Below are 23353 nucleotides of genomic sequence, written 5' to 3' on the forward strand. Positions count from 1 at the left end.
TCTTGAGGATCCAGGGCGCTTCCAAGCCCAGGCCGAGTGTTAGAATCTGGGTGCCGTCCATGTCATACCTCCTGCCGCTGTGGAGGTCATATTCTGGCCCAGCTCAGGGGGCGAATTCCACACCCAACGTCGAAGAGCCAATTCATTCAAGCCGAACCCGCTTCGCGGGTCGGCTTAATTCAGGTGTTATGTGCCAAAAATGAGGAAAATATGAATAGTGACTTAAACGACTTAATTGACAAGTACCGGTCTGACAATGAATCCGTATTCAATACGTGGTTTATTAATAATGACGAAAGACTAAAAGCCTTTCGTTCAATACGCCGTGGTGTTCAAAGTGTAATCAATGATATTAAAAATAAGGAATTTGGGAATGACTACAAAGGTTCATCGTTAGAGTTTGTTTTAAACTGTATCACAGAACAAAAACAAGTTTTCATTGGAGCATCGCATGCTTTTTACTGGAAACCAAAGTTAAGAATTCCAGACATTTATGAAAATGAAGAAAATAAAATGTCTTTTGGTCAATTTCTTGAAAATTGCTTCGCAGCCAAAAATGAAGAGCAAATCCTAAAGGAAATAATCAACCTAGATGAGAAGAAAATAAAGGGTCTTGGTCCGGCAGTGGCAAACATTTTATATTTCCTTCATCCTGAAATAATCCCTCCATTTAATACAGCAATAGTCAATGGTTTTAATCATTTATTCAAAGAAAAAGTTAAACTTGGTTCCTGGACTGAATACCTTCGTATGCGTGAGGTCATTTTACAAAAAAACAATAAGCATAAAAAATCACTGTCAAAAGATTTAGGTGCAATTTCAGGCTTGCTGTTTGACATTGGTGTAAAAAAAATAATGGTTGGCGACGAAGGAAGTCTTTCGGAAAAAGAAAAAGCAAAGATTGAAAACCTTCTCAAAAAAAGGCACAAAGAAGTAACCAGTGAAAGAGAGCAAGAAAACTTGCATACTGAAATGCAATACCATTTATTGAAGATCGGAAAAGCTTTAGGGTATCAAGTAATTAGTGCTTCTAATGATCGTTCTAGAAATTTTCAAGGAAAAAACTTTTCATCCTTGTGCCTCCCTTGTTTCCCTGAAATTAATGTAGAAAAAGAAACAAAAAATACAATTGCATTAATCGATGTAATTTGGTTTGAAAATAATACAAAGAATATTGTTTGCGCTTTTGAAGTTGAAAAAAGTACCTCAATCTATTCGGGAATACTCAGGCTGACTGACCTATATCACTCGTTTCCAGAAAACCCTTCCTCTTTATTTTTAATAATACCTGACAATAGAGAAAAAGAGCTGTTGCTACAGTTAAGCAGGCCATCAATTAAATCCAACGGAACTAAAATTCACTATATTAAATTTTCAGTCCTGAAAGAAAATTGCGAAGCAATCTGTAAGTTTGGAACAGGAAAAGAAACTCTACTAAAAATAGCGAACCAATAAGAACAGGCACATAACAAACTAATCAACCGGACGGAAAATACGTCTGTGCTAAATTGAAAAGCAAAACCAAATTGCGGTGGTGTTCGGGCCGTTCGTCGCCGCCGGTTATCATGAACCGTTAACAGTATCTAGGCTGGTGCCTTGACAATAATTATTATGTAACTACAATGTAGTTATGAGCCATTATTCCTTTGACTGGGATCCTCGCAAGGATGCCGCTAATCGCAAGAAGCATGACGTCTCGTTCCAGGAGGCCAAAACTGCCTTTACGGATGAGTTCGCACGTCTCATAGCTGACCCAGACCATTCTGAAGAGGAGGACCGGTTCATTCTCCTCGGTACAAGCATTCATTCTCGCTTACTGGTGGTGTGCCACTGCGTTAGGGACGGTGAGGTTATTCGAATTATCTCCGCCCGTAAGGCAAATAGGCGAGAACGAAATACTTATGAAGGGTACAGACATGCGTGATCATTACGATTTTTCCGAATCCGTCAAGAGTCCATACGCCAAGAAGCTCAAGAAGCAGGTTACGATCCGGCTGGATGAAGATACCGTTGCGTACTTTAAGAATCTTGCTGAGCAAAAAGACCTACCTTATCAGAGTCTTATCAACCTCTACCTACGTGATTGCGCTCAGTCACACAAAGATCTGAAAATTGAGTGGAAGTGAACTGTTAACAAGCGGCTTCTGGCGGACAGGCCAAAGCTCCGGCCAAAAAACGGCCTCCACTTTGCCCTGCCGCAGAGCCGGGCGTTAGACTTGCAAGAGAACATCGCGCATCGTGATGTCGTTTTAACAACCGGAGACATGCCATGGTCAAAGTAGCCTTGTTCGTTCGCCTTGAAGCGAAACCCGGAAAAGAGAAAGAGGTTGAGAACTTCCTTGTGAGTGGCCTTCCCATCGTCAATGAGGAGCCTGACACCACTGCGTGGTTTGGCATTCGCCTTGGACCAAGCACTTTCGGAATCTTTGATGCTTTCCCGGATGAAGCGGGTCGGCAGGCCCATCTCTCCGGCAAGGTCGCAGCCGCGTTGATGGAAAAGGCAGGTGAGTTGTTCTCCGAGCCCCCGTCCATAGAAAACGTTGATGTACTTGCGGCAAAGCTACCTGGCTAGCAAGCCTAACAATTCGTTCAAGCCGAGACCGCTTCGCGGCCTCGGCTTGGTGCCGTGGTATCGTTGCACCCGCCTCGGCCGCGTGCGCGGTCCGGCTTAACTCAGGTGTTAACTGTCAAAAGGAATATGCCATGTACAAGGAGTTTGAAAATCCGCTTCCGCCTAAATTCGGCCGAATGTTTGTCGGCAACGATGCGAAATTGAACCAGGGGCCGCCGAGACCAAATGACACCGTGACGATTCGGGCGGGAGATTCCATAGACTTCTATATCCTTGTCGAAGAATGCGCCCCCGATCTCGTTAGCGGTGAACTAGTGGGTATTGGCCCAGATCCCAGATGGGAATACCAAGGCTGGTCCTATGGAGGCAAGATAAAGGTTCCAGAGTCAGCAGTTACGGCGATAATTCGGGCAGATTAATCAGTTAACCAAGCGGTCAACCGGACCCCAAAAGCGTGCCGCTTTTGGTTCCCTCCGTTGCGCTCCGGCGCCGGTTACTTCAGCGTTAGGGCTTACTGCGTCCCAGCCAATAGCCAGGTTTTCGGGAATGGTGAGCAACCGCAATGACTATAGCCTCTTCTGGCAGTTCAATGGCGACTATATCGTATGGGAAGCGCTCCAGAATCAGGCGTCTTGCACCGGTATCGCCGGCTTCTTTGGGGAGAGGTGATAAAGGGAGGAAGTCTTCTTCAATAACGTCGATAGCTGCATCAACAGCAGCGAAAAACTCGGCTCCGAGTCCAGGCTGCTCATATTCATACCATGCTGCTGCCTCTATCGCTTCCTGCGAGGCCTCTTCCAGTATCCTTACCTTTCGCGCTGTTACTGGCCCAACCTCGCTCTCATCTTTGATCGAAATTCTTCACGGCTGAGCAGCGTGGCTTTTCCGCTTTTGACATTGGACACACGGCGAACAATTTCATCGTTCCACGCCTGTTCTACCGAGTCGTCACGGGGGCCGTCCAGACTCATTATGAGCTCCCGAGCCAACGCTGCACGTTCCGACTCGGAGAGAGTCGAAATCTGGGAGCGTAGGTGGTCTAATGTTTCGGTAGCCATGGAGCCTCCGCAAATGACGATACGATTATGCTATCCCTATTCAAAGGCCCTAACAAGACCAGGCACGGCGACGGCTACTACATTCCGGCTTCGCCTACATTCCGTAGCCGCGCATGCTGGCTGGCGTTAGCCAGGGCGCTCGTCTTGACGTACGTACCTATAGGCGTACACTTGGTGAAAAGTTAAACACGCAAGAGGTGCGTCATGGCCGGAATCACAGCAACTGAGGCGCGCAGCAACCTTTATCGGTTGATTGACGAGACCGCCGAGTCCCACCAACCAATCGTCATTATGGGTAAGCGGAATAAAGCTGTTCTGGTATCCGAAGAGGACTGGTCTGCCATTCAGGAAACACTTTACCTGCTCTCCGTGCCAGGTATGCGGGAGTCTATTCGTGAGGGGATGGATACCCCGGTCGAGGAATGCGATGAGGAGCTGGACTGGTGACATGGAAGTTGGTTTACACCAAGCAAGCCCAGAAAGATGCAAAAAAGTTGGCCTCCAGCGGCCTCAAACCAAAAGCCCAGGAACTGTTAGCGTTAATAGCGGAAGATCCTTATCACAAGCCGCCTCCGTTTGAGAAGCTAATTGGTGATCTTGCGGGGACCTATTCGCGCCGCATTAATATTCAGCATCGCCTGGTCTACCAAGTACTGGAGGACGAGCAAGTGGTGAAAGTCCTCAGACTCTGGAGCCACTACGATTAATGCATAATCAGTAGTGATACCGGAGCTGGGCGATAAGCAAAGCGTCATCCGTGACTTTGTAAACTATTCGGTGTTCTTCGTTGATCCGGCGAGACCAGTACCCGGCGAGGCTGTGTTTGAGGGGCTCTGGTTTGCCAACACCTTCGAACGGTTCTCGTTTGGTCTCTTTGATCAGTTTGTTGATTCGGTTAAGTATCTTTTTGTCGGTTTTCTGCCAGTACAGATAGTCTTCCCAGGCGTTCTCGGAGAAGATGAGTTTCATTCAAGAAGTTCCTTTTCTTGACCACCGCCTTGCTCCAGCTCGGCAACGGATTCCAGCAAACGCCGTGCGTTTTTTGGTGCGCGCAGAAGGTAGGCAGTCTCTTGCAGCGCCTCGTAGTCCTCTAGGGAGATCATTACCACGGACTGCGACTTGTTCCGGGTGATGATCACAGGGGAATGGTCTTCACAGACCTGCTCCATGGTTTTTGCTAGATTGGTTCTAGCGGCTGTGTAGCTAATGGCATCCATAAGGTTGCTCCTGTACAGGATGTTGACCATGGTCAGGATACTGTACACAGAAAGATTTAACAATCGGCTGCACAGCGACCGATTTTTCGCCGCTTTGCGGCTCCAAACCGGCGCGTGATCCGGGAGGCGGATAACGGCACCCGGAAGTGCCCCTGCTCCAAGCGCTTGGCCCACAGGCAATAACCGGTGGCGGTAAAATACAGCATCTTCATCTGAGTCTTGCGCCGATTGACAAAGGCGAAATACTGGCTCGCCCGCAGGATGCGCTGCATATGAGCCAGCTGCGCCACTGGCTGCAGCAAGACTTTGGCCCTTCAGTACCATCACCAAGGACGACGCCATGATTCAACCGGTTATTCTGAGCGGTGGCAGCGGCACCCGGCTTTGGCCGCTCTCCCGCGAGCAGATGCCCAAACAGTTTTTGCACTTAACCGGCGAGCAGAGCCTGCTTCAGCAAACGCTCACCCGCCTTGAGGGCTTGACGACGCTACCGCCGATGCTGATAGGCCACCACTCGCACCGGTTCTTAATGGCCGAGCAACTTCGCGAAGTTCAGCAAAAGGGCCAGATCGTACTAGAGCCAGCAGGGCGCAATACCGCCCCGGCGATTGCCTGCGCGGCACTGCTGGCAAGGCAAACGGGCGAAGACCCGCTGCTGCTGGTATTACCTGCAGACCACGTGATAGGCGATGCGCTAGCGTTTACCGATAGCGTGCAGCGTGCTGAACCGCTCGCGGAGCAGGGCTATTTGGTCACCTTTGGCGTGGTGCCGACGCACCCAGAAACCGGCTACGGCTACATTGCCTGTGGCAATGCGCTGGGGGCAGGGCACCATCTGGAGGCGTTCATCGAAAAACCCGCGCTAGAGCGCGCCAAAGCATTGCTTGAGCAGGGCGATACGCTTTGGAATAGCGGTATGTTCTTGCTGCGTGCCTCCCGCTATTTGGCGGAACTTGAACGGCTTCAGCCAGACATGCTGGCCGCCTGCCAAGAAGCCGTAGCCCGCGCCCACCGTGATTTGGATTTTCTGCGCTTGGACGAGCAGGCGTTCCAGCGCTGCCCCAGCGAATCGATCGATTACGCGGTCATGGAGCACTGCTCCCAGGCTGCCGTGGTGCCTTTGGATGCCCAATGGGGCGATATAGGCAGCTTCGATGCGCTGATGGCGACCCATACGCCTGATACAGCGGGCAATGTGGTCACCGGGGATGGGGTGTTGAGCGATACTCAGCGCTCGTTAGTGGTAGCGAACCACCGATTGGTGGCCACACTTGGCGTTGAAGACCTGATCGTGGTGGAAACCTCGGACAGTGTACTGGTGGCCCATCGCGACAAGGCGCAGGGCGTTAAGCAGCTCGTCGCGGCGCTGACCCAGGCTGGGCGCAGCGAGCCGCATACCTCGCCGCAGGTACACCGCCCTTGGGGCAGCTTTCAAGCCATGAACAGCGGCGAGCGCTACCAAGTGAAGCATATTACCGTGCGCCCTGGGGCGCGGCTTTCGCTACAGCGCCACCACCACCGCGCGGAGCACTGGGTGGTGGTCAGCGGCACGGCTAAGGTGACGCTGGATGAACGCACGTTTTTGGTCAGCGAGAACCAGTCCACTTACATCCCCATTGGCGCACTGCACCGTTTGGAGAACCCGGGCAAAATCCCACTGGAGCTGATCGAGGTACAGTCCGGCAGTTACCTGGGCGAGGATGATATCGAACGGTTGGATGACGTGTACGCTCGCCACAGCGATGAGTAATTGAGTGCACTTACCAGAGCCAGCTACCGGGCCGTGCCGGTGGCTGGCCTTTACGCACCGCCACCCAACCGATAATGCAGCGCACGCCTAGCCATACCACCAGCAGCGGCCAGAGTAGCGTCCCGATAAAGATCAGGCTCAGGGTAAACGTGACGATAAAGTAGAGGCTGCCGATCCAGAACGTGCGGATGAGGTAGCGGTAGTGGGCCTGTAGCCAAGGCGCTGCTTCTTTGCGATAGACATAGGCGATAATCACACCGATCAATAGCGTGACATTAGCCGTGACCAGCCCTGCTAAATAGAGGGCATAAATAATTTGCGTGGGACGCGTATCCTGTTTGGGGAGGTACTGCTCAGTCATGCCCATCCTCACTTAATAGAGACGGAAATCGTTGGCGTTAGGCAGCCCTTGCTGCTCTTCCACCACTTTGCGGTAGCGTTTGTACTCCCACTGATACTGCGCCGGATCCAGGGCAATGGAGGCTTCAACGCTGGCATTCACGCCGGTAGCTGACTCTGTATCATCAGCGCTATACACCCGCTCGTCAGCGTCTAGGAAGTGGATCTCGAAGCCTTTGCCAGGAATACGCAGGGCCACACCGGTGACCACCCGTGCCTGTGTGCGCGCCACCAGCTTGGGTAACAGCGTCGCGGTATAGGAATCGCGGCCATAGAACGGCGCAAACACGCCGCTACCCCAGTCCGGCTCTTGGTCCGGCAAAATACCAATGGCCTCGCTACGTTTCAGCGCTTTGAGCAGCGCCGCCACGCCCCGTGGGTTAGTGGGCACGAGCTTTGCCCCCATGCGCTCGCGGCCATGGCGGATAATCGGCTCCAGCTCTGTGATTTTGGGCGGCTCGTACATAGCGGTAAACGGAAAGTGGCTGGAAAGCCAAAAGTTCAGCACTTCCCAGTTTCCAAAGTGAGGAGCAAGCACGATCACGCCGCGCCCCTCGGCCCGGGCGCTATCCAGCTTGTCGCGGCCATGTACCGCTAGAATGCTGGCTTCTACCTTCTCGGGCGGGGCCATCCAGGCGTGACCGAGTTCCAGCATCGTCGCGGTGGAGTGCTGTAGGCTCTGTTTGGCCAGGGATTGCCGTTGATTGGCAGGCGCGTCGGGGTAGACCACCTTCAGATTGATCTCGGTTACCTTGCGCTCGCGTTTGCTAAAGCGATACACCTGCGGGCCGACCAGAGCCGCAATGCGCCAGAGCCAGCGCACCGGCCAGCGGGAGAGCGTGCGCCATAGCGTTGCAATGGCACGGGCTTGAAAGCGCGATGCAGGGGGAGTTGCCTGTTCGGTCATGGATTACAGTAGCCAGCTATCGACATTGGAGGGCGCGCGCTTCTCCTGCAGCCCTTTAAAGCCCTTTACGCAGCGCACGATAAACCACACGACCAACGCCAACAGCATGGGGAAGCCAACAAGAATCAGGGTAAGCAGCGTAGCGATACTGCCGTAGAGCAGGCCAATCCAGAAGGTGCGGATCTGATAGCGGTAGTGCTCATCTAGCCATACTGGACCTTTGCCGCGGTAGACATAAGCAATAATCACGCCGATTAGTGACGTAAAACCCAACACAAAGCTTGCCAGGTAGAGAGCGTAAATCACCATGGCCATGGTGGTGTCTGGGGCGGGGGAGGTCTCTTCCGACGAAGTGTGGTGGTTAACCACTTCGCCTTCCAATGGGGCGTCATCACGCATGGGCGTACCTTTTCTATTCAGTTTAATTCGAGCATCCTGCGGACACCTTTTCTGCGCGCTATGATAGCGTGGGCAGTGCGACTTATCACCCGCAGGCCACCCACGCCTAGGGTTGAGCGCTTAACGCGCTGCCGGGCGGCAGATTTCCAGCAGGTTGCCGTCGGGGTCGCGCAGGTAAATCGACTCGATGGGGCCGCTGGCACCCTGGCGGGCCACGGGGCCAAGCTCGACCTCGATGGCCAGTGCATCCAGGTGCTGCTTAAACTCGTCCAGCGGTAGCTGGCAGCGCAGGCATAAATCCAGGCTGCCCGGTGTCGGCGTGGCTGAAATGGGCGCGATATCGGTATCGGTTTGGTGCAAGCGCAGGGCCGTGTCACCCAGCATCAAGTCAACGCGCTGAGCGTCCCGATAGCGTACATCCAGGCCTAATACACGAGAGTAAAAATCCACTGCGCGACCCATATCGGTCACGGTAACCACAAGATGATCCAGACCTGAGAGCATGCCTCTTTCCTTAATACAAACGTAAAACCAGAGAATACGATGATGCGACGCTGTCCGCTATGCCACGCGCAGGAGTCTGCGCTGTACCACCAAGACCGTCGCCGTGATTACTACCAGTGTGCCACGTGTGCGCTAGTGTTTGTGCCTAGCGAGCAGCATTTAACCGCTGCCGCCGAAAAAGCCGAGTACGACCAGCACCAAAACTCGCCGCAGGATACGGGATATCGGCGCTTTTTGGGGCGTTTATTTAATCCGTTGGCAACAAAGCTAGCTCCTGGCGCAAGAGGGCTGGATTTTGGCTGCGGCCCTGGGCCAACGCTCTCGGTGATGTTTGAGGAAGCGGGCTTTGATATAGATGTGTATGACATCTTTTACGCGCCCCATGCCGCGAATCTGACTCGCCAGTATGACTTCATTACCGCCACCGAAGTAGTGGAGCACTTGGCGGCACCGGGCGAGGCGCTGAACCAGCGGGTCGCGCAACTGCTACCCGGAGGCTATCTTGGGCTGATGACCAAGCGAGTGACGAGCCAGCAAGCCTTCGCCCGCTGGCACTATATTAACGACCCAACCCACGTCTGCTTTTTTAGTGAAGCGACCTTCCGCTGGTGGGCGGCTGAACAGGGTTTAACAGTCGAATTTACTGGCAACGACGTGGTAATTTTTAGAAAACACTAATCTGCTTGCTATAAGGGCGAAAAAGCATTGACTTTGCGCCTATGGAAGCAATAATTGCGCGCCCGTTTTCTTGCCTGTTTGATGTGATGGCGTGTTAACGGCAACGATTCATCCATTGAGCAAGGTGAGGTACGCATGTCGCGGCAACTGCTGGCCATGGCGTTAGCGCCCCTACTAGGGCTGTTTATTCTTGGGATTGGCAATGGCTTTCTCGCCACGCTGATTACCGTGCGCTTAGACGCAGCAGGTGAATCGGCGACGGTGATCGGGATTGTCTCGTCAGCCTATTTCATCGGCCTGGCCCTGGGGGCCATGTTTAATGATCGCCTGTTGCTGCGCATTGGCCATATTCGTGCTTACGGCAGTTTTGCATCGCTGGTGGCCGTCACCGTGCTGTTGCAGGGGTTGTTCTTCGACCCTTGGGCGTGGTTTGCCCTGCGCCTGGTGGGCGGTTGGGCCACGGTAGGCGTCTATCTGGTCATCGAGAGCTGGCTGTTGACCGCGGGCGACCAGAAAGTGCGTGGCCGCCTGCTGGCACTGTACATGATCTCCCTTTACGCCGCTGGGGTGCTGGGGCAGCTTATGCTCGGTGTCACCAGCGCCATGGGCGACACCGCGCCCTTTATGGTGATTGGCCTGTTGGCGTCGCTCTCGGTACTGCCGATGGCGATGATTCCCCGCGTGTCGCCGCTCATCGAACACGCCGAGCCGCTACCGCCTCTCCGCTTGATTACCATGACACCCACCGGCGTGATGGGCAGTCTAGGTTCCGGCATGGTGGTGGCCGCTGCTTATACGCTGCTGCCGCTTTATCTACAGCGCATTGGTATGAGCGTAAACGAGGTAGGTCAGATGATGGCCGTGCTCGTCCTTGGCGCGATGTTGCTGCAGTACCCCATTGGCCGCTGGTCGGATCGCCATGATCGCCAAATGGTGCTGATTGGTATCAGCGCCTTCTGCGTAGTGATTTCAGCGGCCATGCTGTGGTTGCCGCTCTCCACGCCGCTGCTCGCCGTGCTGCTCTTTTTGCTGGGCGGCGGCGTCTTTGCGCTTTACCCGGTGGCCGTTAGTCATGCCGCCGACCGCGCGCCTGCCGGTGCACTGGTGCGCATGAGCCAAGGCCTTTTGTTGATTAACTCGATTGGTGCCACCATCAGCCCGCTGATGATCTCGCCGGTGATGACCGCCATGGGCGATGCTGGCTTGTTCTGGGCGTTTGGCTCACTGAGTCTATTCTTCGTGCTGTTCTTCGGCTGGCGTCGTAGTGTTCGCCCGGCACCGGTACCGGTGGCACCGTTTACGGCCACTGCGCCGATGACCGCCGCAGGTGCTGAGCTGGTGGTGACCGAGGAGCTGGTACAAGGGGCGCTTGAGCACGAGCACCTGGAAGACCTGTCTGACGTTGTGCCTGAGGTCGACGTGGCCGAACCCGTAGTAGGGCCGCCTCAGGAAGACGAGAGCCATATTACCTATTACGACGATGTAGAAACCGAGGTGCGTCGGTAGGTGAACTGCAATATCGAGTAAGGTGAGACCTTGGGCTAATGGTGTGGCGAAAGTAGGGAAACTACTATCAGCGATAGTGTTTTTACTATTTCACCGCATTTGCCTGGGGTTTTGCCATGAATTATTACGCCGCGCCGGTCCGAGATCTGCGCTTTGTGCTCGAAGAGATGTTAGCGCACCGCTCCTTGGCGTTGCCGGGGTTTGAAGAGGCGACGCCTGATCTCGTCGAGGCTGTGCTGGAAGAGGCTGCGAAACTGGCGGGCGATGTCTGGGGCCCGCTCAACAGCACGGGCGACCGCCAGGGGGCTAAGCGCCATACTGATGGCAGCGTCACCACTCCTGAAGGCTTTGCCGCCGCCTATCAAGCGTATGTGGAGGGCGGCTGGAACGGTATTGGCGTGTCTGAAGAGCTGGGCGGGCAGAACCTACCCGAAGTGGTTGCCAGTGCGGTGCAGGAGATGCTCCACGGCGCGAACATGGCGTTAGGGCTATGCCCGATGCTCACCGCCGGTGCCATCGAGGCGCTGGCCCATCACGGCAGCGATGCCTTAAAAGCGACCTACCTGCCCAAGCTGGTTGAGGGCTCCTGGACCGGCACCATGAACCTCACCGAACCCCAGGCGGGGTCGGACCTCTCCAAAGTGCGCACCAAAGCCGTTCCGGAAGGCGATCACTACCGCATCAGCGGCCAAAAAATCTACATCACCTGGGGCGAGCACGACGCTGCCGAGAACATCATTCACCTCGTCCTTGCCCGCAAGCCCGATGCCCCGGAAGGTAATAAGGGTATTTCGCTGTTCCTGGTTCCCAAATTTCTGGTGAACGACGATGGCTCGCTTGGCGAGCGTAACGACGTCACCTGCGCCTCCATCGAGCACAAGCTCGGCATTCACGGCTCGCCCACTTGCACGCTGAGCTTTGGGGAAAACGGCGGTGCCGTAGGCTATCTGGTGGGGGAGGAGGGGCGCGGGCTCAACCACATGTTCACCATGATGAACGAGGCGCGCCATAAGGTCGGGATCCAAGGGATTGGCGTGGCCGAACGCGCCTGCCAGCACGCCTTGGCCTACGCGAATGACCGCACTCAGGGCCGCTCCCCCAAACAGCGGGGCGGCAGCGAGTGCACCATTAGCGATCACTTTGACGTGCGCCGGATGCTGCTCTCCATGCGTGCCCGTACCGATGCGCTGCGTGCCCTGGCGCTCTACTGTGCCGGGCAGTTAGATATCGCTCGCCGTGCAGAGAGCGACGCCGAACGCCAAGCCGCTCAGGCCTGCGCCGATGTTCTGATCCCGATTGTGAAGAGCTTCTCGACCGACCAAGCGGTGGATATTGCCTCTATGGGCGTGCAGGTGCACGGCGGCATGGGCTACGTGGAAGAGACCGGAGCGGCCCAGCTATTGCGGGATGCGCGCATTGCGCCTATCTATGAAGGCACCAACGGCATTCAAGCGCTGGACTTGGCCGGCCGAAAACTGCAGCGAGACGGGGGGGCGGCACTCTCTGCGCTGATCGATGATGTGCATAAAACGGCCGAAGCGCTGCGGGGTGAAGCGTCGCTGGCCAGCATGGGCAGTGCACTCGCGGCGGGCGCTGACGACTTGCGCGCCGCCATGGCCTTGGTACTGGAGCAGGGCAGCGACCCTGAGCACGGCCCCGATGCCGTACAGGCGTACGCCACGCCGCTGTTGAGCCTTGCCGGGCACGTACTGTGCGCTTGGCAAATGGGCATTGCAGCGCTGCATGCCCAACAGGCTGTAGACGGCGGCAGCGATGAGCCGTTTTACCGCGCCAAACTGTGCAGCGCCGAGTTTGCCATTCACCAATGGCTGCCGGTTGGCCGCGCCCAGCATGCCGTGATTGAGGCTGGTTGGCACTGTTTTGGCCAGTTTGATAGCGCCGCCTACTAACGTCCCCGCCGCCTTAAGGGCGGCGGTATTCGTTATAAGTGTCCGATAATAAAACGTCCTATAACAACAGCGAGAGTGCAGGAACCGATCATGACCTCCATCTTTGAACAAGACTTACCGCCGACCGCTGCCAACCATGTGGCGCTCTCACCGCTCACGTTTATTGAGCGCTCGGCGGCTATTTATCCAGATTACCCGGCCGTGGTGCATGGCCAGACGCGCCGTACTTGGGCAGAGACCTGGGCACGCTGCCGCCAGTTAGCCTCGGCGCTGGAAAAGCGTGGCATTCAACCCGGGCAAACGGTGGCCGCCATGCTGCCCAATATTCCGGCGATGTTCGAGGCCCACTTCGGCGTGCCGCTGGCGGGATGCGTGCTGAATACGCTCAATATTCGCCTCGATGCCGACGCCATTAGCTATATGCTGGCCCACGGCGAAGCCAAGGTGATTCTGGTAGACCCTGAGTTTGCCGAGGTGATTCAAGCGGCGGTTGCCAAGTTGGAAAGCAAGCCGCTGATTATCGATGTGGCCGACCCGGAATTTTTGGGCGAGACCCAAGGCATTGGCGAGCTGGAGTACGAGGCGCTGCTGGCCGAGGGCGACCCGGAGTACGCTTATCAACTGCCCAGCGACGAGTGGCAGGCGATTTCGCTGAACTACACCTCCGGCACCACTGGCAAGCCCAAGGGCGTGGTGTATCACCATCGCGGTGCCTACCTGAACGCGGTGAGCAACATTCTCGAGTGGGCTATGCCGCACCATCCTGTCTACCTGTGGACGCTACCGATGTTCCACTGTAACGGCTGGTGCTTCCCCTGGACCATTGCCGCCAATGCAGGCGTCAGCGTTTGCTTACGCAAGGTAGACCCCAAACGCATTACCGATTTGATCGCTGCAGAGGGCGTCACTCACTTTAGCGGTGCGCCGATCGTGCTCAATGGGCTGGTGAACCTGCCCGCCGAACAGAAGCGGGTGTTCGATCATCCGGTGAAGGTGACCACCGCCGGGGCCGCGCCGCCTGCCTCGGTGATAGCCGGGGTGGAAAAGCTGGGCATTGAAGTGACCCACGTTTATGGCCTGACGGAAGTGTATGGCCCGGTCACGGTATGTGCCTGGCACGCGGCCTGGGACGAACTGCCGCTGGAGTCGCGGGCCAAACTCAAGTCACGCCAGGGCGTGCGCTACCACATGCTGGAAGCGCTCTGCGTCGCCGATCCGGTCACGCTGGAACCCGTTGCCAAGGATGGCCAAACCATCGGCGAAATCCTGATGCGCGGCAACAACGTGATGAAGGGATATCTCAAAAACGCCGAGGCCACGGAAAAAGCGCTGGAGGGCGGTTGGTATCACACGGGCGACTTGGCGGTATGGCATGCCGACGGCTATATCGAGATTAAAGATCGCTCGAAAGATATCATCATCTCGGGCGGTGAAAACATCTCCACCATTGAAGTCGAAGATGCCATTTACAGCCATCCAGCGGTGGAAGAGGCCGCCGTGGTCGCGAAGCCGGATGAAAAGTGGGGCGAAACGCCCTGCGCGTTCGTCAAACTGAAAATAGGTTACGGCGAAGTCACCGAGGCGGATATCATTGCCCACTGCCGTAAGCATCTTGCGAGCTTTAAAGTGCCGAAAACGGTGGTTTTTAGCGAACTGCCCAAAACGTCCACGGGCAAAATTCAAAAATTCGTGCTGCGCGAAGAAGCCAGACAGCACCAGTCAGGGGAACAGCAATGAGCGAACAGCGGATTGGCGTGGTAGGCGCAGGCACCATGGGGCAGGGGATTGCTCAAGTGGTGGCCGCCAATGGCTTTAATGTGCGGCTGTACGATGTCGCCGATGAGCAGCTCACCCGCGCCAAAAATGCGATCGATAAAGGGCTCGAGAAGCTCGTTGCTAAAGAGAAGATGACGGCAGAGGGCAAGCAGGAAGCGCTGGCTCGGCTTTCGACCACCACGGCGCTGGATGCGCTCAGCGACTGCAGCGTGATCATCGAAGCTGCCCCCGAGCAGCCCGCATTGAAAGAGAAGCTGTTTCGGGATCTCAGCCATTTGAGCAGCGACGCTATTCTGGCGTCGAACACGTCGTCTCTATCACTGACTCGACTGGCGGCGGTCTGCGAGCGCCCTGAGCGGGTGGTAGGCATGCACTTCTTCAACCCGGTGCCGGTACTCAAGTTGGTCGAGGTGATCCGCGCCGAGCAGACCTCGGATGCCACCGTAGAGCGCATCGAAGCGCTGACCAAGGCGCTGGGCAAAACCGCTGTGCCGGTGGGCGATGCGCCTGGCTTTGCCGTGAACCGTTTGCTGGTGCCGATGATCAACGAGGCCGCGTTTATCGTGCAGGAAGGCACCGCCACGCCGGAAGCCATCGATGACGCCATGAAGCTGGGTGCCGCCCATCCCATGGGGCCGCTGGCGCTGGCGGATTTGATTGGCCTGGATGTGTGCTTGGCGATCATGGAAGTGCTGCAGGAAGGTTTTGGCGATCCCAAGTACCGACCCTGCCCGCTGCTCAAGCGCATGGTGGCCGCAGGCTATCTGGGCCGCAAAAGTGGCCGTGGGTTCTATATCTACGAATAGCAGGCAGCGAGCTTAGGGGGCGACAAAAAGCTTAGGGGGCGACAAAAGAAGTGATTGCCACCCAACCAAGCGTTCGCTAGGGTTGAGTGGTAACCACTTCTACGCGCAATAACAATTAAGGAGCCGCCATGAGCGACGCAGTGATCGAGAAGGTTGATAACGATGGCGTGGTACGCCTGACCATTAATCGTCCCAAAGCCTTGAACGCGCTGAACAGCGAAGTGCTCAGCGCTTTGGAAGCGCATCTGGTCGAGTTGGAAGCTCACCCCAGCCTGCGGGCGGTATTGATTACGGGGGCCGGGGAAAAATCCTTCGTGGCCGGGGCAGACATCACCGAAATGCGGGATAAAACCCCCGAAGAGGCCCGCGCATTTGCCAGCCAGGCACTGCGTACCATCAAACGCCTGGAAACACTGCCCGTGCCGGTGGTCGCGCTGGTCAACGGGTTTTGCCTTGGCGGCGGCTGCGAACTGGCGCTGGCCTGCGACTGGGCCGTCGCCAGCGACAACGCCATCTTCGGCCAGCCGGAAGTCCTGCTAGGCGTCATTCCCGGCTTTGGCGGCACCCAGCGCCTGCCGCGCCGAGTCGGCCCCGCCATGGCGATTGATTTGGTCACTACCGGGCGCAAAATCGATGCCCAGGAAGCGCTGCGCATTGGCCTCGTTAACCGCGTAATGCCCCAGGCAGAGCTTGAAAGCTATGTTGAAGAGCTTACCAAACAGCTGAAGGGCAACGGGCCGCTGTCGGTACGCGGGGCCAAACAAGCCGTTCACGACGGCATGGACCAAGACCTAGACAGCGCCCTGGCGCTGGAAACCAGCCTGTTCGCTTTCTGCTTTGCAGGCCAGGAGCAGAAAGAGGGCATGAGTGCCTTTGTCGAGAAGCGCAAACCCAATTTCTAAGCTCTCTTTTTTCTAAGCTCTCTTTTTTCGAGTTTTACTTATTTGAGGGGTGGCGCACGCGTCACCCCTTATTTTATTCTCAGGCTTACTATTTCTTACTATGCCGGAGTGACCGCGATGCAGTGGGCCGCCTTTCTTCTTGCCGCGCTGGGGTTTGCCTATTTACCCGGGCCTGCGATGTTATACACCGCAGCACAAACGCTGGGACGTGGCCGACGGGCGGGCTGGTTGGCGGTGGCTGGGGTGCATCTTGGTTGCTATGTGCATGTTATCGCCGCCGCACTGGGGTTAGCGCTGCTGTTTGCGGCCATTCCACCTGCCTATCTCGCGATGAAAATCATCGGTGGACTCTATTTGCTCTGGATGGGCGTGCGTTTATGGCAACAAGGCATTCGCACGAGCAGTGACGAACTCCCGCTCGCTTCAACCAAGCGGGTACTGCGCGATAGCTTTCTGGTGGAAGTGCTTAACCCTAAAACGGCGCTTTTCTTCGTGGCGTTTCTGCCGCAATTTGTGCAGCCCGATATTGCCATGCCGGTCGCATGGCAATTGCTTTGGTTAGGCATTGCCACCAACGTGCTGTTCTCGTCAGCGGATGTGGTGGTGGTGCTATTGGCCAGCCCGCTTCGCGCATGGCTGCAAACGTCTCATGGCTCTTCCCGGTTGATTCAACGGATTGGCGGAGGCGTATTAATGGGGCTCGGAAGTAATACGTTGGTCCAGGCAGCACGGTAGGGCCAGTCACTGTGATGTTCACCGTAAGGAGCGCGGCATGTTTGATCTGTATATCGCTAACAAGAACTACTCTTCCTGGTCACTTCGCCCTTGGGTGCTGCTCAAAGCGCTGGAGATCCCCTTTAACGAGCATTTAATGCCTTTTGAAGGTGGGTTCGGGGAAAGTCACACCACGTTTAAGCGCTTTTCGCCGTCTGGCTTAGTGCCGTGCCTGGTGGATAACGATCACAATGTTGCCGTGTGGGACTCGCTGGCGATTGTAGAGTACGTAGCGGAAACACACCCGAACGTATGGCCGCAAGCGCGTGAGGCGCGGGCCTGGGCGCGCTCCGCCAGTGCCGAGATGCATAGCGGCTTTGGCGCGTTGCGGGATGAGTGTTCCATGAACTGTGGCGTGCGCGTGGCGATGAATGAACTCTCTCCTGGGCTTAACGGCAACTTGGCGCGTTTAGATGCGCTGTGGCAGGAGGGGCTTGCGCGTTTTGGCGGCCCGTTTCTGGCAGGTGAGCGCTTTACCGCGGTGGATGCGTTTTACGCCCCGGTGGCGTTTCGGATACAAACCTTCAACCTGCCGCTGAGTGAAGCCTCCCTCGCTTATGTGCAGCGCCTGTTAGCCCTACCCGCCATGCAGGAGTGGTACGAGGCTGCGCTGAAAGAGACATGGCGTGAGCCGATGCATGAAGAAGAAACAGTGAAGCATGCCACCCTGCTGAGTGACGAACGCGCGATAGGGTAGTGCGCAGCGCGTGGATGGCTGCGCGGTGATCACACAAATCCGCTACACTGGCGCGCATATCACTAGAGAATGTTGAGATTCATGTTATGGCGCTAAGTGCGACCCCTTATAAAGTCGACGTTAACCTGACCGACCTGGACCGCAACGTCTATGAAACGTTGCGGTTCACGGTAGCCCGCCACCCTTCTGAAACAGAAGAGCGTCTGTGCTCCCGGCTGATTGCTTATATCCTCTGGTACAGCGAATCGCTGGCATTCGGGCGGGGGCTGTCTGATGTTGACGAGCCAGCGCTTTGGGAAAAAAGCCTGGATGGCCGAGTGCTGCACTGGATAGAAGTCGGCCTGCCCGATGCCGAGCGTTTAACCTGGTGTTCGCGCCGCGCTGAGCGGGTGTCCCTGCTGGCGTATGGCCGCGTGGATATCTGGGAAAGCAAGGTGCTGCCCGCCGTCGCTTCCTTGAAAAATGTGCACGTCGCTGGATTGCCGCAAGAGGCGCTGGCCACCGTGGCAGCAGGCCTACCGAGGGCGATTAACTGGGCCGTCATGATTAGTGACGGTTCGCTGTTTATCACTGATGAAAACGGCCAGCACGAGATCACCCCGCAGTGGCTATTACGGGAGCGATAGGTATTCATGTGCTAGCGTTAAATAACGGACTGGTTGCCAGTTCGTTATAACAAGGAAGTACCTCAGGGTGGGTAGGCATTGCGTGTGACATGCATTACATAAAGTAGCTTGCTATCTATTTGCATGTTTACATACAATCAGCAATGTTTGTTGCCCCCCCCCCCCCGCTAATAGGCTGCCACCTGCCCAGCTCTCAACTCAAGGAATGAGCCATGACGCCGTCTGCTCTTCATCGCAGAGATGAATCTTCTAAAGCCATCTTTTGCAAAGCCGTGCTGCCGTTTGTATTACCGTTCAGCTTACTGCCCGCTATTGCGTTGGCCGACGATAGTTCGCTTTCCATTAAGCATGCAAACGATGGACTTGCCAGCAGTGATGATGGCCACTTTACCAGTGGCTTCGAGTTGAATTGGATGTTTACCCCCGAACCGCAAAGCTGGACACAGCGTTTAGCAGCAGCACTGCCTGACAGCATTATTAGCCAGGCAGATCGCGCCTCTTACCGCTTAGTACACCAAATTTATACGCCCAATGTGATTGAGCGCCGCGAGCTGATTGAAGATGATCGCCCCTACGCGGGTTTAGTATATGGCGGTGTGTCGCTTTATGAAGATAAGCCGATGGGCCGTTGGCAGCAGGCCACCGACCTGCATTTGGATGTTGGCTTGGTAGGCCCTTCCTCCCAGGCGGATAGCATTCAGCGGGAGGTTCACCGTGTTACCGATAGTGACCGGCCGCGCGGTTGGCAAAACCAATTGGGCGATGAGGCAATCGTCAACCTGACCATGCGCCGCCAGTGGTGGTATGACACGCCTCTGGCAAGTAAACAGTTTTCCCACGGCCCCGGTGTCGGGATGGCGCTTGGCAACCTGTATACCTATGCCAGCGCTGGTTACAGCGTTCGTTGGGGCGACGATGCCCAGGGTATTCCTACGTTAACGCCTAATCCTGGCAGCCGCCATCAGCTAAATGGCAGCAGTGGCTGGCAGTGGTACCTGTTCGCAAACGTGGAGGGATATTACATGGCACAGAACCTGACGCTGGATGGCAACACCTTTAGAAATAGTCACTCAGTAGACCGTAACGAGTGGGTGGCTGATGTTTCTACCGGGCTGGCATTGGCTTGGGAAGAGTGGCAGGTAACCTTCGCAGCCGTGCAGCGCACCCGCGAGTTCGATGGCCAGGATGAACAGGATAAATTTGGTGCGTTGACGCTTACCAAGCAATTTTAATTTTTGATGAAGCCTAAATCCAGCGGATAGCATCGCACCCAGGCACTATGGTTGCTACCTTGGGTGGTGGAAGGCATCTGTCTTTCGTCACTCAGGGGTGAGCGCCAATGGAAATGGTCTTTTTTAGCGGTTGGGAAAGTTTGGCCCGTACCCTGGTGGTGGGGTTACTTGCCTACACGGTGCTGATCGTGTTTTTACGTATCTCGGGTAATCGCACGCTATCCAAAATGAACGCCTTTGATCTTATTGTGACCGTGGCTTTGGGTTCTACGCTTGCCACCGTACTGCTATCGAAAGACGTGGCGTTGGCAGAGGGTGCGCTGGCACTAGGGCTGTTGATTTCCCTGCAGTTCATCATTACGTGGCTGAGCGTGCGTGTCAGCTGGGTAAAGCGGCTCGTCACGGGGGAACCGATACTGCTGCTGTATGACGGGGAGTTATTGCAAGCGTCGCTAAGGAAGGCGAGGGTAACGCAGGATGAAGTGCGTTCTGCCGTACGCAGCAGCGGGCTTTTACGTTTAGAGGCTGCTCAGGCGGTGGTGCTGGAAACCGACGGTTCGCTAAGTGTGGTAAAGCGCGGGGAAGGAAAAGGTGAATCCAGCTTAGCAGGGGTGGGCGGCCCTTAAAGCGCAGGCTTCACCTGCTGGCCGTTCACGGGCAGCGAGCACAGTGGTAATCTTCGCCCCTTTCTTAACGCGTAAGGGCGACCTGTGAACATTAAAGCTGACCTCTCGATTCTAGATATTATTGGCCACCTGCTCATCTGGGTGTTGCTCACCATTATTACCTTTGGCATTGCGCTGTTTTTCTTTCCTTACTCCTTCGCTCGCTTCGTGATCAACCGCACCAGCGTGGTGGATAACGCAACCGGCGTAGAGCGGAAAATGGTTTGCGATATCAATATCTTCAGCAATGTTGGCCATATTATTCTGTGGATGGTGATCTCATTTCTGACCCTGGGGCTTGGCTATATTTTCTACTTTTACCGGGTGTGGAACTACGCGTTGAATAACTCTCGCCTGCAGTAATGTCAGCCCCCTCGCAAGCGAAGAGCCCCTTGCACTGCCTGCCGACCTTCGGCAGGCAGTCATTTTTTGAGAAATATTTGCATTAACGCATCTTCCTGTCCGACTCAACTCACCTTTCGCCTCCGTTGACATCCTTTGTATAGCCTCCTATATTTTCGCGAATAAAAATTACTATCATTAGCATTAATATTCGCTCTGGGATCTTTCACGATGAAACCTGTACCTACCTTTCGCCTGCGCACGCTGAGCGTCGCGGTTGCCTTAGCCTCGGCTGCTGCTGTGCCGGTAGTTTATGCACAAGAGAGCAGCGTCAATCTGGATACGGTTGAAGTCACCGCTGAATCGGCCGGTCTTTATGGGTACAGCGATGCTGAGCGGGAGCCCTCAGTAGGCAAGCTGGATGTGCCGCTGGCCGAACAGCCTTACTCCATGTCAGTGATCGACCAAGAGTTTATTCAGGAGAGCGGTGCCAAAAACATTCAAGATGCGCTGCTGTATACCCCCGGCGTGTACGCGGGCAACTTCGGATTCGACACTCGTGGCGACAGCGCTAAAGTGCGCGGGCTAGATGCAGGCCGCTATTTGGATGGTTTGCGCCAAGTGTATGGCTCCTACAACACCGTGCGCACCAACGTCTACGCGCTGGAGAGTGTGGAGGTGTTACGCGGGCCATCTTCCATGCTGTATGGCCAAGCTGATTTGGGCGGCATCATCAACGGCGTCTCTAAACTACCCCCAGCGGTGAGGTTTGGGCGCAGTACGGCTCCTACGACCGCAAGCAGCTGGCGTTGGACGTGACCGGGGCGGCCGATGAAGAGGGCGAGTTTCTTTATCGCTTAGTGGCGTTAACCCGCGATAGCGATACCCAAGTCGATCACGTTGAAGATGATGGCTACCTGTTTGCGCCATCGTTTACGTGGCGCCCTAGCGACGCCACCAACATTACGCTGCTACTGAACCGCCAGGAAAACAAAGGTCAGGTATCGGCGCAGTTTCTTCCCCAGGCAGGCACGTTAGCGCCGGGTTCACTGGGCTTTATTGGCTCTGAGCGCTTTGTTGGCGAGCCGGGTTGGGACCGCTACGACCGGGAAAAGATCGAAACAACGCTGTTTGTTGATCACCAGCTCAACGACAGCTGGGCGTTTGCTGCCACCGCCCGCTATACCGATTCCAGCACCGAAACCCGCGAGCACTGGGTGGATATCCCCAGCGTGCCCGATGCTAACGGCAATGTGAATCGGACCATCTTTATGGCCGATGCTCAAACGCGCATTCTCAATATGGATGCGCGCCTAGAAGGCGAGTTTGCGCTTGGCAATACCCAACATACGCTGGTGGCGGGTATCGACCGTCAGGACGCTCGCTGGTCTCAGGATAACTACAGTTCGGTGGCCAGTGGTGGCGGGCAGTTCAACGTCTATAACCCTCAGTATGGCAATCTTCAGCTGGATTCGCTGAACCCCACTGACCGCCCGGATAATGAGATTGAGCAGGTGGGCGTGTATCTGGCCGATCATATCGAAGTAGGGCCAGTAGTGGTGTCCGCAGGCCTGCGGCGTGACTGGGCAGAGAATCGCACGCTGGCACTGTCTGGACCGGATACGGTCAGTGATGAAGGTGAAACCACCGGCCGGCTGGGGCTGATGTACCGCTTTGATAACGGCTTCTCACCCTATGTCAGCTACTCCGAAGCGTTCGCCATGAACCTGGGTAACGACGGCACAGCTAACCCAAGCCCCTTGAAGCCCACCACCGGCGACCAGGAGGAGATTGGCTTTAAGTACGTATCTCCAGATCAATCCCTGGCCGTGAGCGCGGCCTACTTTGATATTACTCAGCAAAACCGCATTAGCGACGGCGTTACTCCAGGCGGCGTCGAGCAAGTGGGTGCCGTGGTCGATGGCTGGGAGCTACAGGTAAATAAGCGCTGGCAGCAGTTTGAAACCCAGGTCGCATACACCAACTTAAACGCCACTAACGACGGTACCGGTATTCGCTTGCCGTATGTGGCTGAAGAGCAGGCTTCCTGGTGGAGCCGCCTGTATGTTGGTAATAACTGGCGTATTGGGGCGGGCGTTCGTTATGTCGGCGACAACGTTGGCTCTGGCGGCGCGCCGGTAGTGCCTTCCAGCACGCTGTATGATGCGATGGTGGGTTACACCCTGGGTGAGTGGGACTTCTCCGTAGACTTGAAAAACGCCACTGATGAAGAGTATGTCTCCTGGTGCCGCTATGACGGCGGTGACTGTGGCTACGGCGACCGTCGCAGCGTTACGGCCAACGTGCGCTATCAGTTTTAACGCATCATGATATAACAAACGGGGCCTGCGATGAGCAGGCCCCGTTTGGTTAATGGGACTCAATGCGTGAGCGGCGTTAGTGCGGCTGCTTGACCAGTGGCTTCACCAAACGCCGCACGATTGGGGCGACCAAGTTGATCACCGGCAGCGCGACGGCAAAGGCAAACAGCCACGCCTTGAGCCAAATCACTACAATCCCCTCCACAAGCCCCACGTTATACAGCGTGATCACCAGCGACATAATGCATGACATAAACAGTGCCATCAGGCATGAAAATATCAGCTGGGCGTATTTCGGATCGAACATCGTAC

31 protein-coding genes are annotated in these 23353 nt (G+C 55.7%); 22 read left to right on the forward strand and 9 right to left on the reverse strand.

Translation table 11 applies throughout. The features are described from left to right. Window positions 1-210 precede the first annotated feature (210 nt). The 5 genes from AC13CY_RS03885 to AC13CY_RS03905 all read left to right on the forward strand — a co-directional run bounded on the left by AC13CY_RS03885 (window position 211) and on the right by AC13CY_RS03905 (window position 2991). Window positions 211-1455: a hypothetical protein gene (locus AC13CY_RS03885; protein WP_062359343.1), complete on the forward strand. Its 1245-nt coding sequence runs from the start codon at window positions 211-213 to the stop codon at window positions 1453-1455. A 175-nt stretch (window positions 1456-1630) separates the two neighbouring features. Beyond that, the gene (locus tag AC13CY_RS03890) at window positions 1631-1924 is read left to right on the forward strand and encodes a BrnT family toxin (protein WP_074210915.1); all 294 of its coding nucleotides are present in this window, start codon (window positions 1631-1633) and stop codon (window positions 1922-1924) included. Next, on the forward strand, window positions 1845-2126 hold the full coding sequence (locus AC13CY_RS03895; protein WP_371827822.1) for a BrnA antitoxin family protein: 282 nt from the start codon (window positions 1845-1847) through the stop codon (window positions 2124-2126). Before AC13CY_RS03890 ends, AC13CY_RS03895 begins: the two co-directional genes overlap by 80 nt. Window positions 2127-2269: 143 nt before the next feature. Further along, the gene (locus AC13CY_RS03900; RefSeq protein ID WP_054640923.1) at window positions 2270-2572 is read left to right on the forward strand and encodes a putative quinol monooxygenase; all 303 of its coding nucleotides are present in this window, start codon (window positions 2270-2272) and stop codon (window positions 2570-2572) included. Between the two features lie 131 nt (window positions 2573-2703). Beyond that, window positions 2704-2991: a hypothetical protein gene (locus AC13CY_RS03905; protein ID WP_062359341.1), complete on the forward strand. Its 288-nt coding sequence runs from the start codon at window positions 2704-2706 to the stop codon at window positions 2989-2991. Window positions 2992-3393: 402 nt separating this feature from the next. Here the strand turns inward: AC13CY_RS03905 and AC13CY_RS03910 are convergent, their stop codons facing one another. Next, window positions 3394-3630 carry an addiction module protein gene (locus AC13CY_RS03910; protein WP_054640924.1) on the reverse strand — a complete coding sequence of 79 codons (237 nt, stop codon included), beginning with the start codon at window positions 3628-3630 and terminating at the stop codon, window positions 3394-3396. A 204-nt stretch (window positions 3631-3834) separates the two neighbouring features. On the opposite strand from AC13CY_RS03910, the gene AC13CY_RS03915 reads away from it, so the two are divergent. Further along, the gene (locus AC13CY_RS03915) at window positions 3835-4077 is read left to right on the forward strand and encodes a type II toxin-antitoxin system Phd/YefM family antitoxin (RefSeq protein ID WP_044627930.1); all 243 of its coding nucleotides are present in this window, start codon (window positions 3835-3837) and stop codon (window positions 4075-4077) included. Continuing rightward, window positions 4074-4337, forward strand: coding sequence for a Txe/YoeB family addiction module toxin (locus AC13CY_RS03920; protein ID WP_062373491.1), 264 nt, complete (start codon window positions 4074-4076; stop codon window positions 4335-4337). The genes AC13CY_RS03915 and AC13CY_RS03920 overlap by 4 nt, the downstream gene beginning before the upstream one ends. A gap of 7 nt (window positions 4338-4344) precedes the next feature. On the opposite strand, the gene AC13CY_RS03925 is transcribed toward AC13CY_RS03920, so the two are convergent. From AC13CY_RS03925 to tnpB, 3 genes are read right to left on the reverse strand one after another with little or no spacing between them, the layout of a single operon-like run. Continuing rightward, window positions 4345-4599 carry a Txe/YoeB family addiction module toxin gene (locus AC13CY_RS03925; protein ID WP_008938367.1) on the reverse strand — a complete coding sequence of 85 codons (255 nt, stop codon included), beginning with the start codon at window positions 4597-4599 and terminating at the stop codon, window positions 4345-4347. Continuing rightward, window positions 4596-4847 (reverse strand): type II toxin-antitoxin system Phd/YefM family antitoxin, encoded by a 252-nt coding sequence (locus AC13CY_RS03930; protein ID WP_044627927.1) that lies wholly within the window; start codon window positions 4845-4847, stop codon window positions 4596-4598. Before AC13CY_RS03930 ends, AC13CY_RS03925 begins: the two co-directional genes overlap by 4 nt. Window positions 4848-4903: 56 nt before the next feature. Further along, window positions 4904-5119 carry an IS66 family insertion sequence element accessory protein TnpB gene (gene tnpB, locus AC13CY_RS03935; protein WP_128082402.1) on the reverse strand — a complete coding sequence of 72 codons (216 nt, stop codon included), beginning with the start codon at window positions 5117-5119 and terminating at the stop codon, window positions 4904-4906. 68 nt (window positions 5120-5187) lie between these two features. Between tnpB and AC13CY_RS03940 the strand changes: the two genes are divergently transcribed. After that, a complete protein-coding gene (locus AC13CY_RS03940) occupies window positions 5188-6597 on the forward strand; it encodes a mannose-1-phosphate guanylyltransferase/mannose-6-phosphate isomerase (RefSeq protein WP_062373493.1) in 1410 nt (469 codons plus the stop codon). A 10-nt stretch (window positions 6598-6607) separates the two neighbouring features. Here AC13CY_RS03940 and AC13CY_RS03945 read toward each other — a convergent pair whose 3' ends face one another. The 4 genes from AC13CY_RS03945 to AC13CY_RS03960 all read right to left on the reverse strand — a co-directional run bounded on the left by AC13CY_RS03945 (window position 6608) and on the right by AC13CY_RS03960 (window position 8806). Continuing rightward, window positions 6608-6958 (reverse strand): DUF4870 family protein, encoded by a 351-nt coding sequence (locus AC13CY_RS03945; RefSeq protein WP_044627925.1) that lies wholly within the window; start codon window positions 6956-6958, stop codon window positions 6608-6610. 12 nt (window positions 6959-6970) lie between these two features. Further along, window positions 6971-7903, reverse strand: coding sequence for a lysophospholipid acyltransferase family protein (locus AC13CY_RS03950; protein WP_058576949.1), 933 nt, complete (start codon window positions 7901-7903; stop codon window positions 6971-6973). A 3-nt stretch (window positions 7904-7906) separates the two neighbouring features. Continuing rightward, window positions 7907-8302, reverse strand: coding sequence for a DUF4870 family protein (locus tag AC13CY_RS03955; RefSeq protein ID WP_044627923.1), 396 nt, complete (start codon window positions 8300-8302; stop codon window positions 7907-7909). A gap of 120 nt (window positions 8303-8422) precedes the next feature. After that, the gene (locus tag AC13CY_RS03960; RefSeq protein WP_044627922.1) at window positions 8423-8806 is read right to left on the reverse strand and encodes a VOC family protein; all 384 of its coding nucleotides are present in this window, start codon (window positions 8804-8806) and stop codon (window positions 8423-8425) included. Between the two features lie 39 nt (window positions 8807-8845). Here AC13CY_RS03960 and AC13CY_RS03965 point away from each other — a divergent pair, with 39 nt between their 5' ends. The 14 genes from AC13CY_RS03965 to AC13CY_RS04030 all read left to right on the forward strand — a co-directional run bounded on the left by AC13CY_RS03965 (window position 8846) and on the right by AC13CY_RS04030 (window position 23041). Beyond that, window positions 8846-9484: a class I SAM-dependent methyltransferase gene (locus AC13CY_RS03965; protein ID WP_137093238.1), complete on the forward strand. Its 639-nt coding sequence runs from the start codon at window positions 8846-8848 to the stop codon at window positions 9482-9484. A 135-nt stretch (window positions 9485-9619) separates the two neighbouring features. After that, window positions 9620-10990: an MFS transporter gene (locus AC13CY_RS03970; protein ID WP_062373503.1), complete on the forward strand. Its 1371-nt coding sequence runs from the start codon at window positions 9620-9622 to the stop codon at window positions 10988-10990. A gap of 116 nt (window positions 10991-11106) precedes the next feature. Then, complete coding sequence (locus AC13CY_RS03975; RefSeq protein WP_137093236.1) at window positions 11107-12900, forward strand: acyl-CoA dehydrogenase; 1794 nt, start codon at window positions 11107-11109, stop codon at window positions 12898-12900. Window positions 12901-12990: 90 nt separating this feature from the next. Continuing rightward, window positions 12991-14637 (forward strand): acyl-CoA synthetase, encoded by a 1647-nt coding sequence (locus AC13CY_RS03980; RefSeq protein WP_483052323.1) that lies wholly within the window; start codon window positions 12991-12993, stop codon window positions 14635-14637. Continuing rightward, a complete protein-coding gene (locus AC13CY_RS03985; RefSeq protein WP_074210908.1) occupies window positions 14586-15482 on the forward strand; it encodes a 3-hydroxybutyryl-CoA dehydrogenase in 897 nt (298 codons plus the stop codon). Before AC13CY_RS03980 ends, AC13CY_RS03985 begins: the two co-directional genes overlap by 52 nt. Before the next feature lie 128 nt (window positions 15483-15610). Continuing rightward, window positions 15611-16384 (forward strand): enoyl-CoA hydratase-related protein, encoded by a 774-nt coding sequence (locus AC13CY_RS03990; protein WP_054640930.1) that lies wholly within the window; start codon window positions 15611-15613, stop codon window positions 16382-16384. Between the two features lie 117 nt (window positions 16385-16501). Next, window positions 16502-17119 carry a LysE family translocator gene (locus AC13CY_RS03995; RefSeq protein ID WP_074210907.1) on the forward strand — a complete coding sequence of 206 codons (618 nt, stop codon included), beginning with the start codon at window positions 16502-16504 and terminating at the stop codon, window positions 17117-17119. Between the two features lie 37 nt (window positions 17120-17156). Next, the gene (locus AC13CY_RS04000) at window positions 17157-17855 is read left to right on the forward strand and encodes a glutathione S-transferase family protein (protein ID WP_427720659.1); all 699 of its coding nucleotides are present in this window, start codon (window positions 17157-17159) and stop codon (window positions 17853-17855) included. Window positions 17856-17941: 86 nt separating this feature from the next. Next, window positions 17942-18481 (forward strand): YaeQ family protein, encoded by a 540-nt coding sequence (locus tag AC13CY_RS04005; protein ID WP_044627913.1) that lies wholly within the window; start codon window positions 17942-17944, stop codon window positions 18479-18481. Window positions 18482-18693: 212 nt separating this feature from the next. After that, complete coding sequence (locus AC13CY_RS04010) at window positions 18694-19713, forward strand: lipid A deacylase LpxR family protein (RefSeq protein ID WP_483052324.1); 1020 nt, start codon at window positions 18694-18696, stop codon at window positions 19711-19713. A 107-nt stretch (window positions 19714-19820) separates the two neighbouring features. Further along, a complete protein-coding gene (locus AC13CY_RS04015; RefSeq protein ID WP_062359331.1) occupies window positions 19821-20339 on the forward strand; it encodes a DUF421 domain-containing protein in 519 nt (172 codons plus the stop codon). Between the two features lie 84 nt (window positions 20340-20423). After that, the gene (locus tag AC13CY_RS04020; protein WP_044627911.1) at window positions 20424-20741 is read left to right on the forward strand and encodes a DUF6693 family protein; all 318 of its coding nucleotides are present in this window, start codon (window positions 20424-20426) and stop codon (window positions 20739-20741) included. Between the two features lie 210 nt (window positions 20742-20951). Further along, window positions 20952-21539 (forward strand): TonB-dependent receptor plug domain-containing protein, encoded by a 588-nt coding sequence (locus AC13CY_RS04025; RefSeq protein ID WP_483052325.1) that lies wholly within the window; start codon window positions 20952-20954, stop codon window positions 21537-21539. Then, window positions 21536-23041, forward strand: a complete 1506-nt coding sequence (locus tag AC13CY_RS04030; RefSeq protein ID WP_483052330.1) for a TonB-dependent siderophore receptor — start codon at window positions 21536-21538, stop codon at window positions 23039-23041. The genes AC13CY_RS04025 and AC13CY_RS04030 overlap by 4 nt, the downstream gene beginning before the upstream one ends. 76 nt (window positions 23042-23117) lie before the next feature. Here the strand turns inward: AC13CY_RS04030 and AC13CY_RS04035 are convergent, their stop codons facing one another. Continuing rightward, the gene (locus tag AC13CY_RS04035) at window positions 23118-23348 is read right to left on the reverse strand and encodes a DUF2798 domain-containing protein (RefSeq protein WP_044627909.1); all 231 of its coding nucleotides are present in this window, start codon (window positions 23346-23348) and stop codon (window positions 23118-23120) included. Between the last annotated feature and the right edge of the window lie 5 nt (window positions 23349-23353).

The sequence above is a fragment of the Vreelandella sp. L-15 genome, assembly GCF_056857635.1.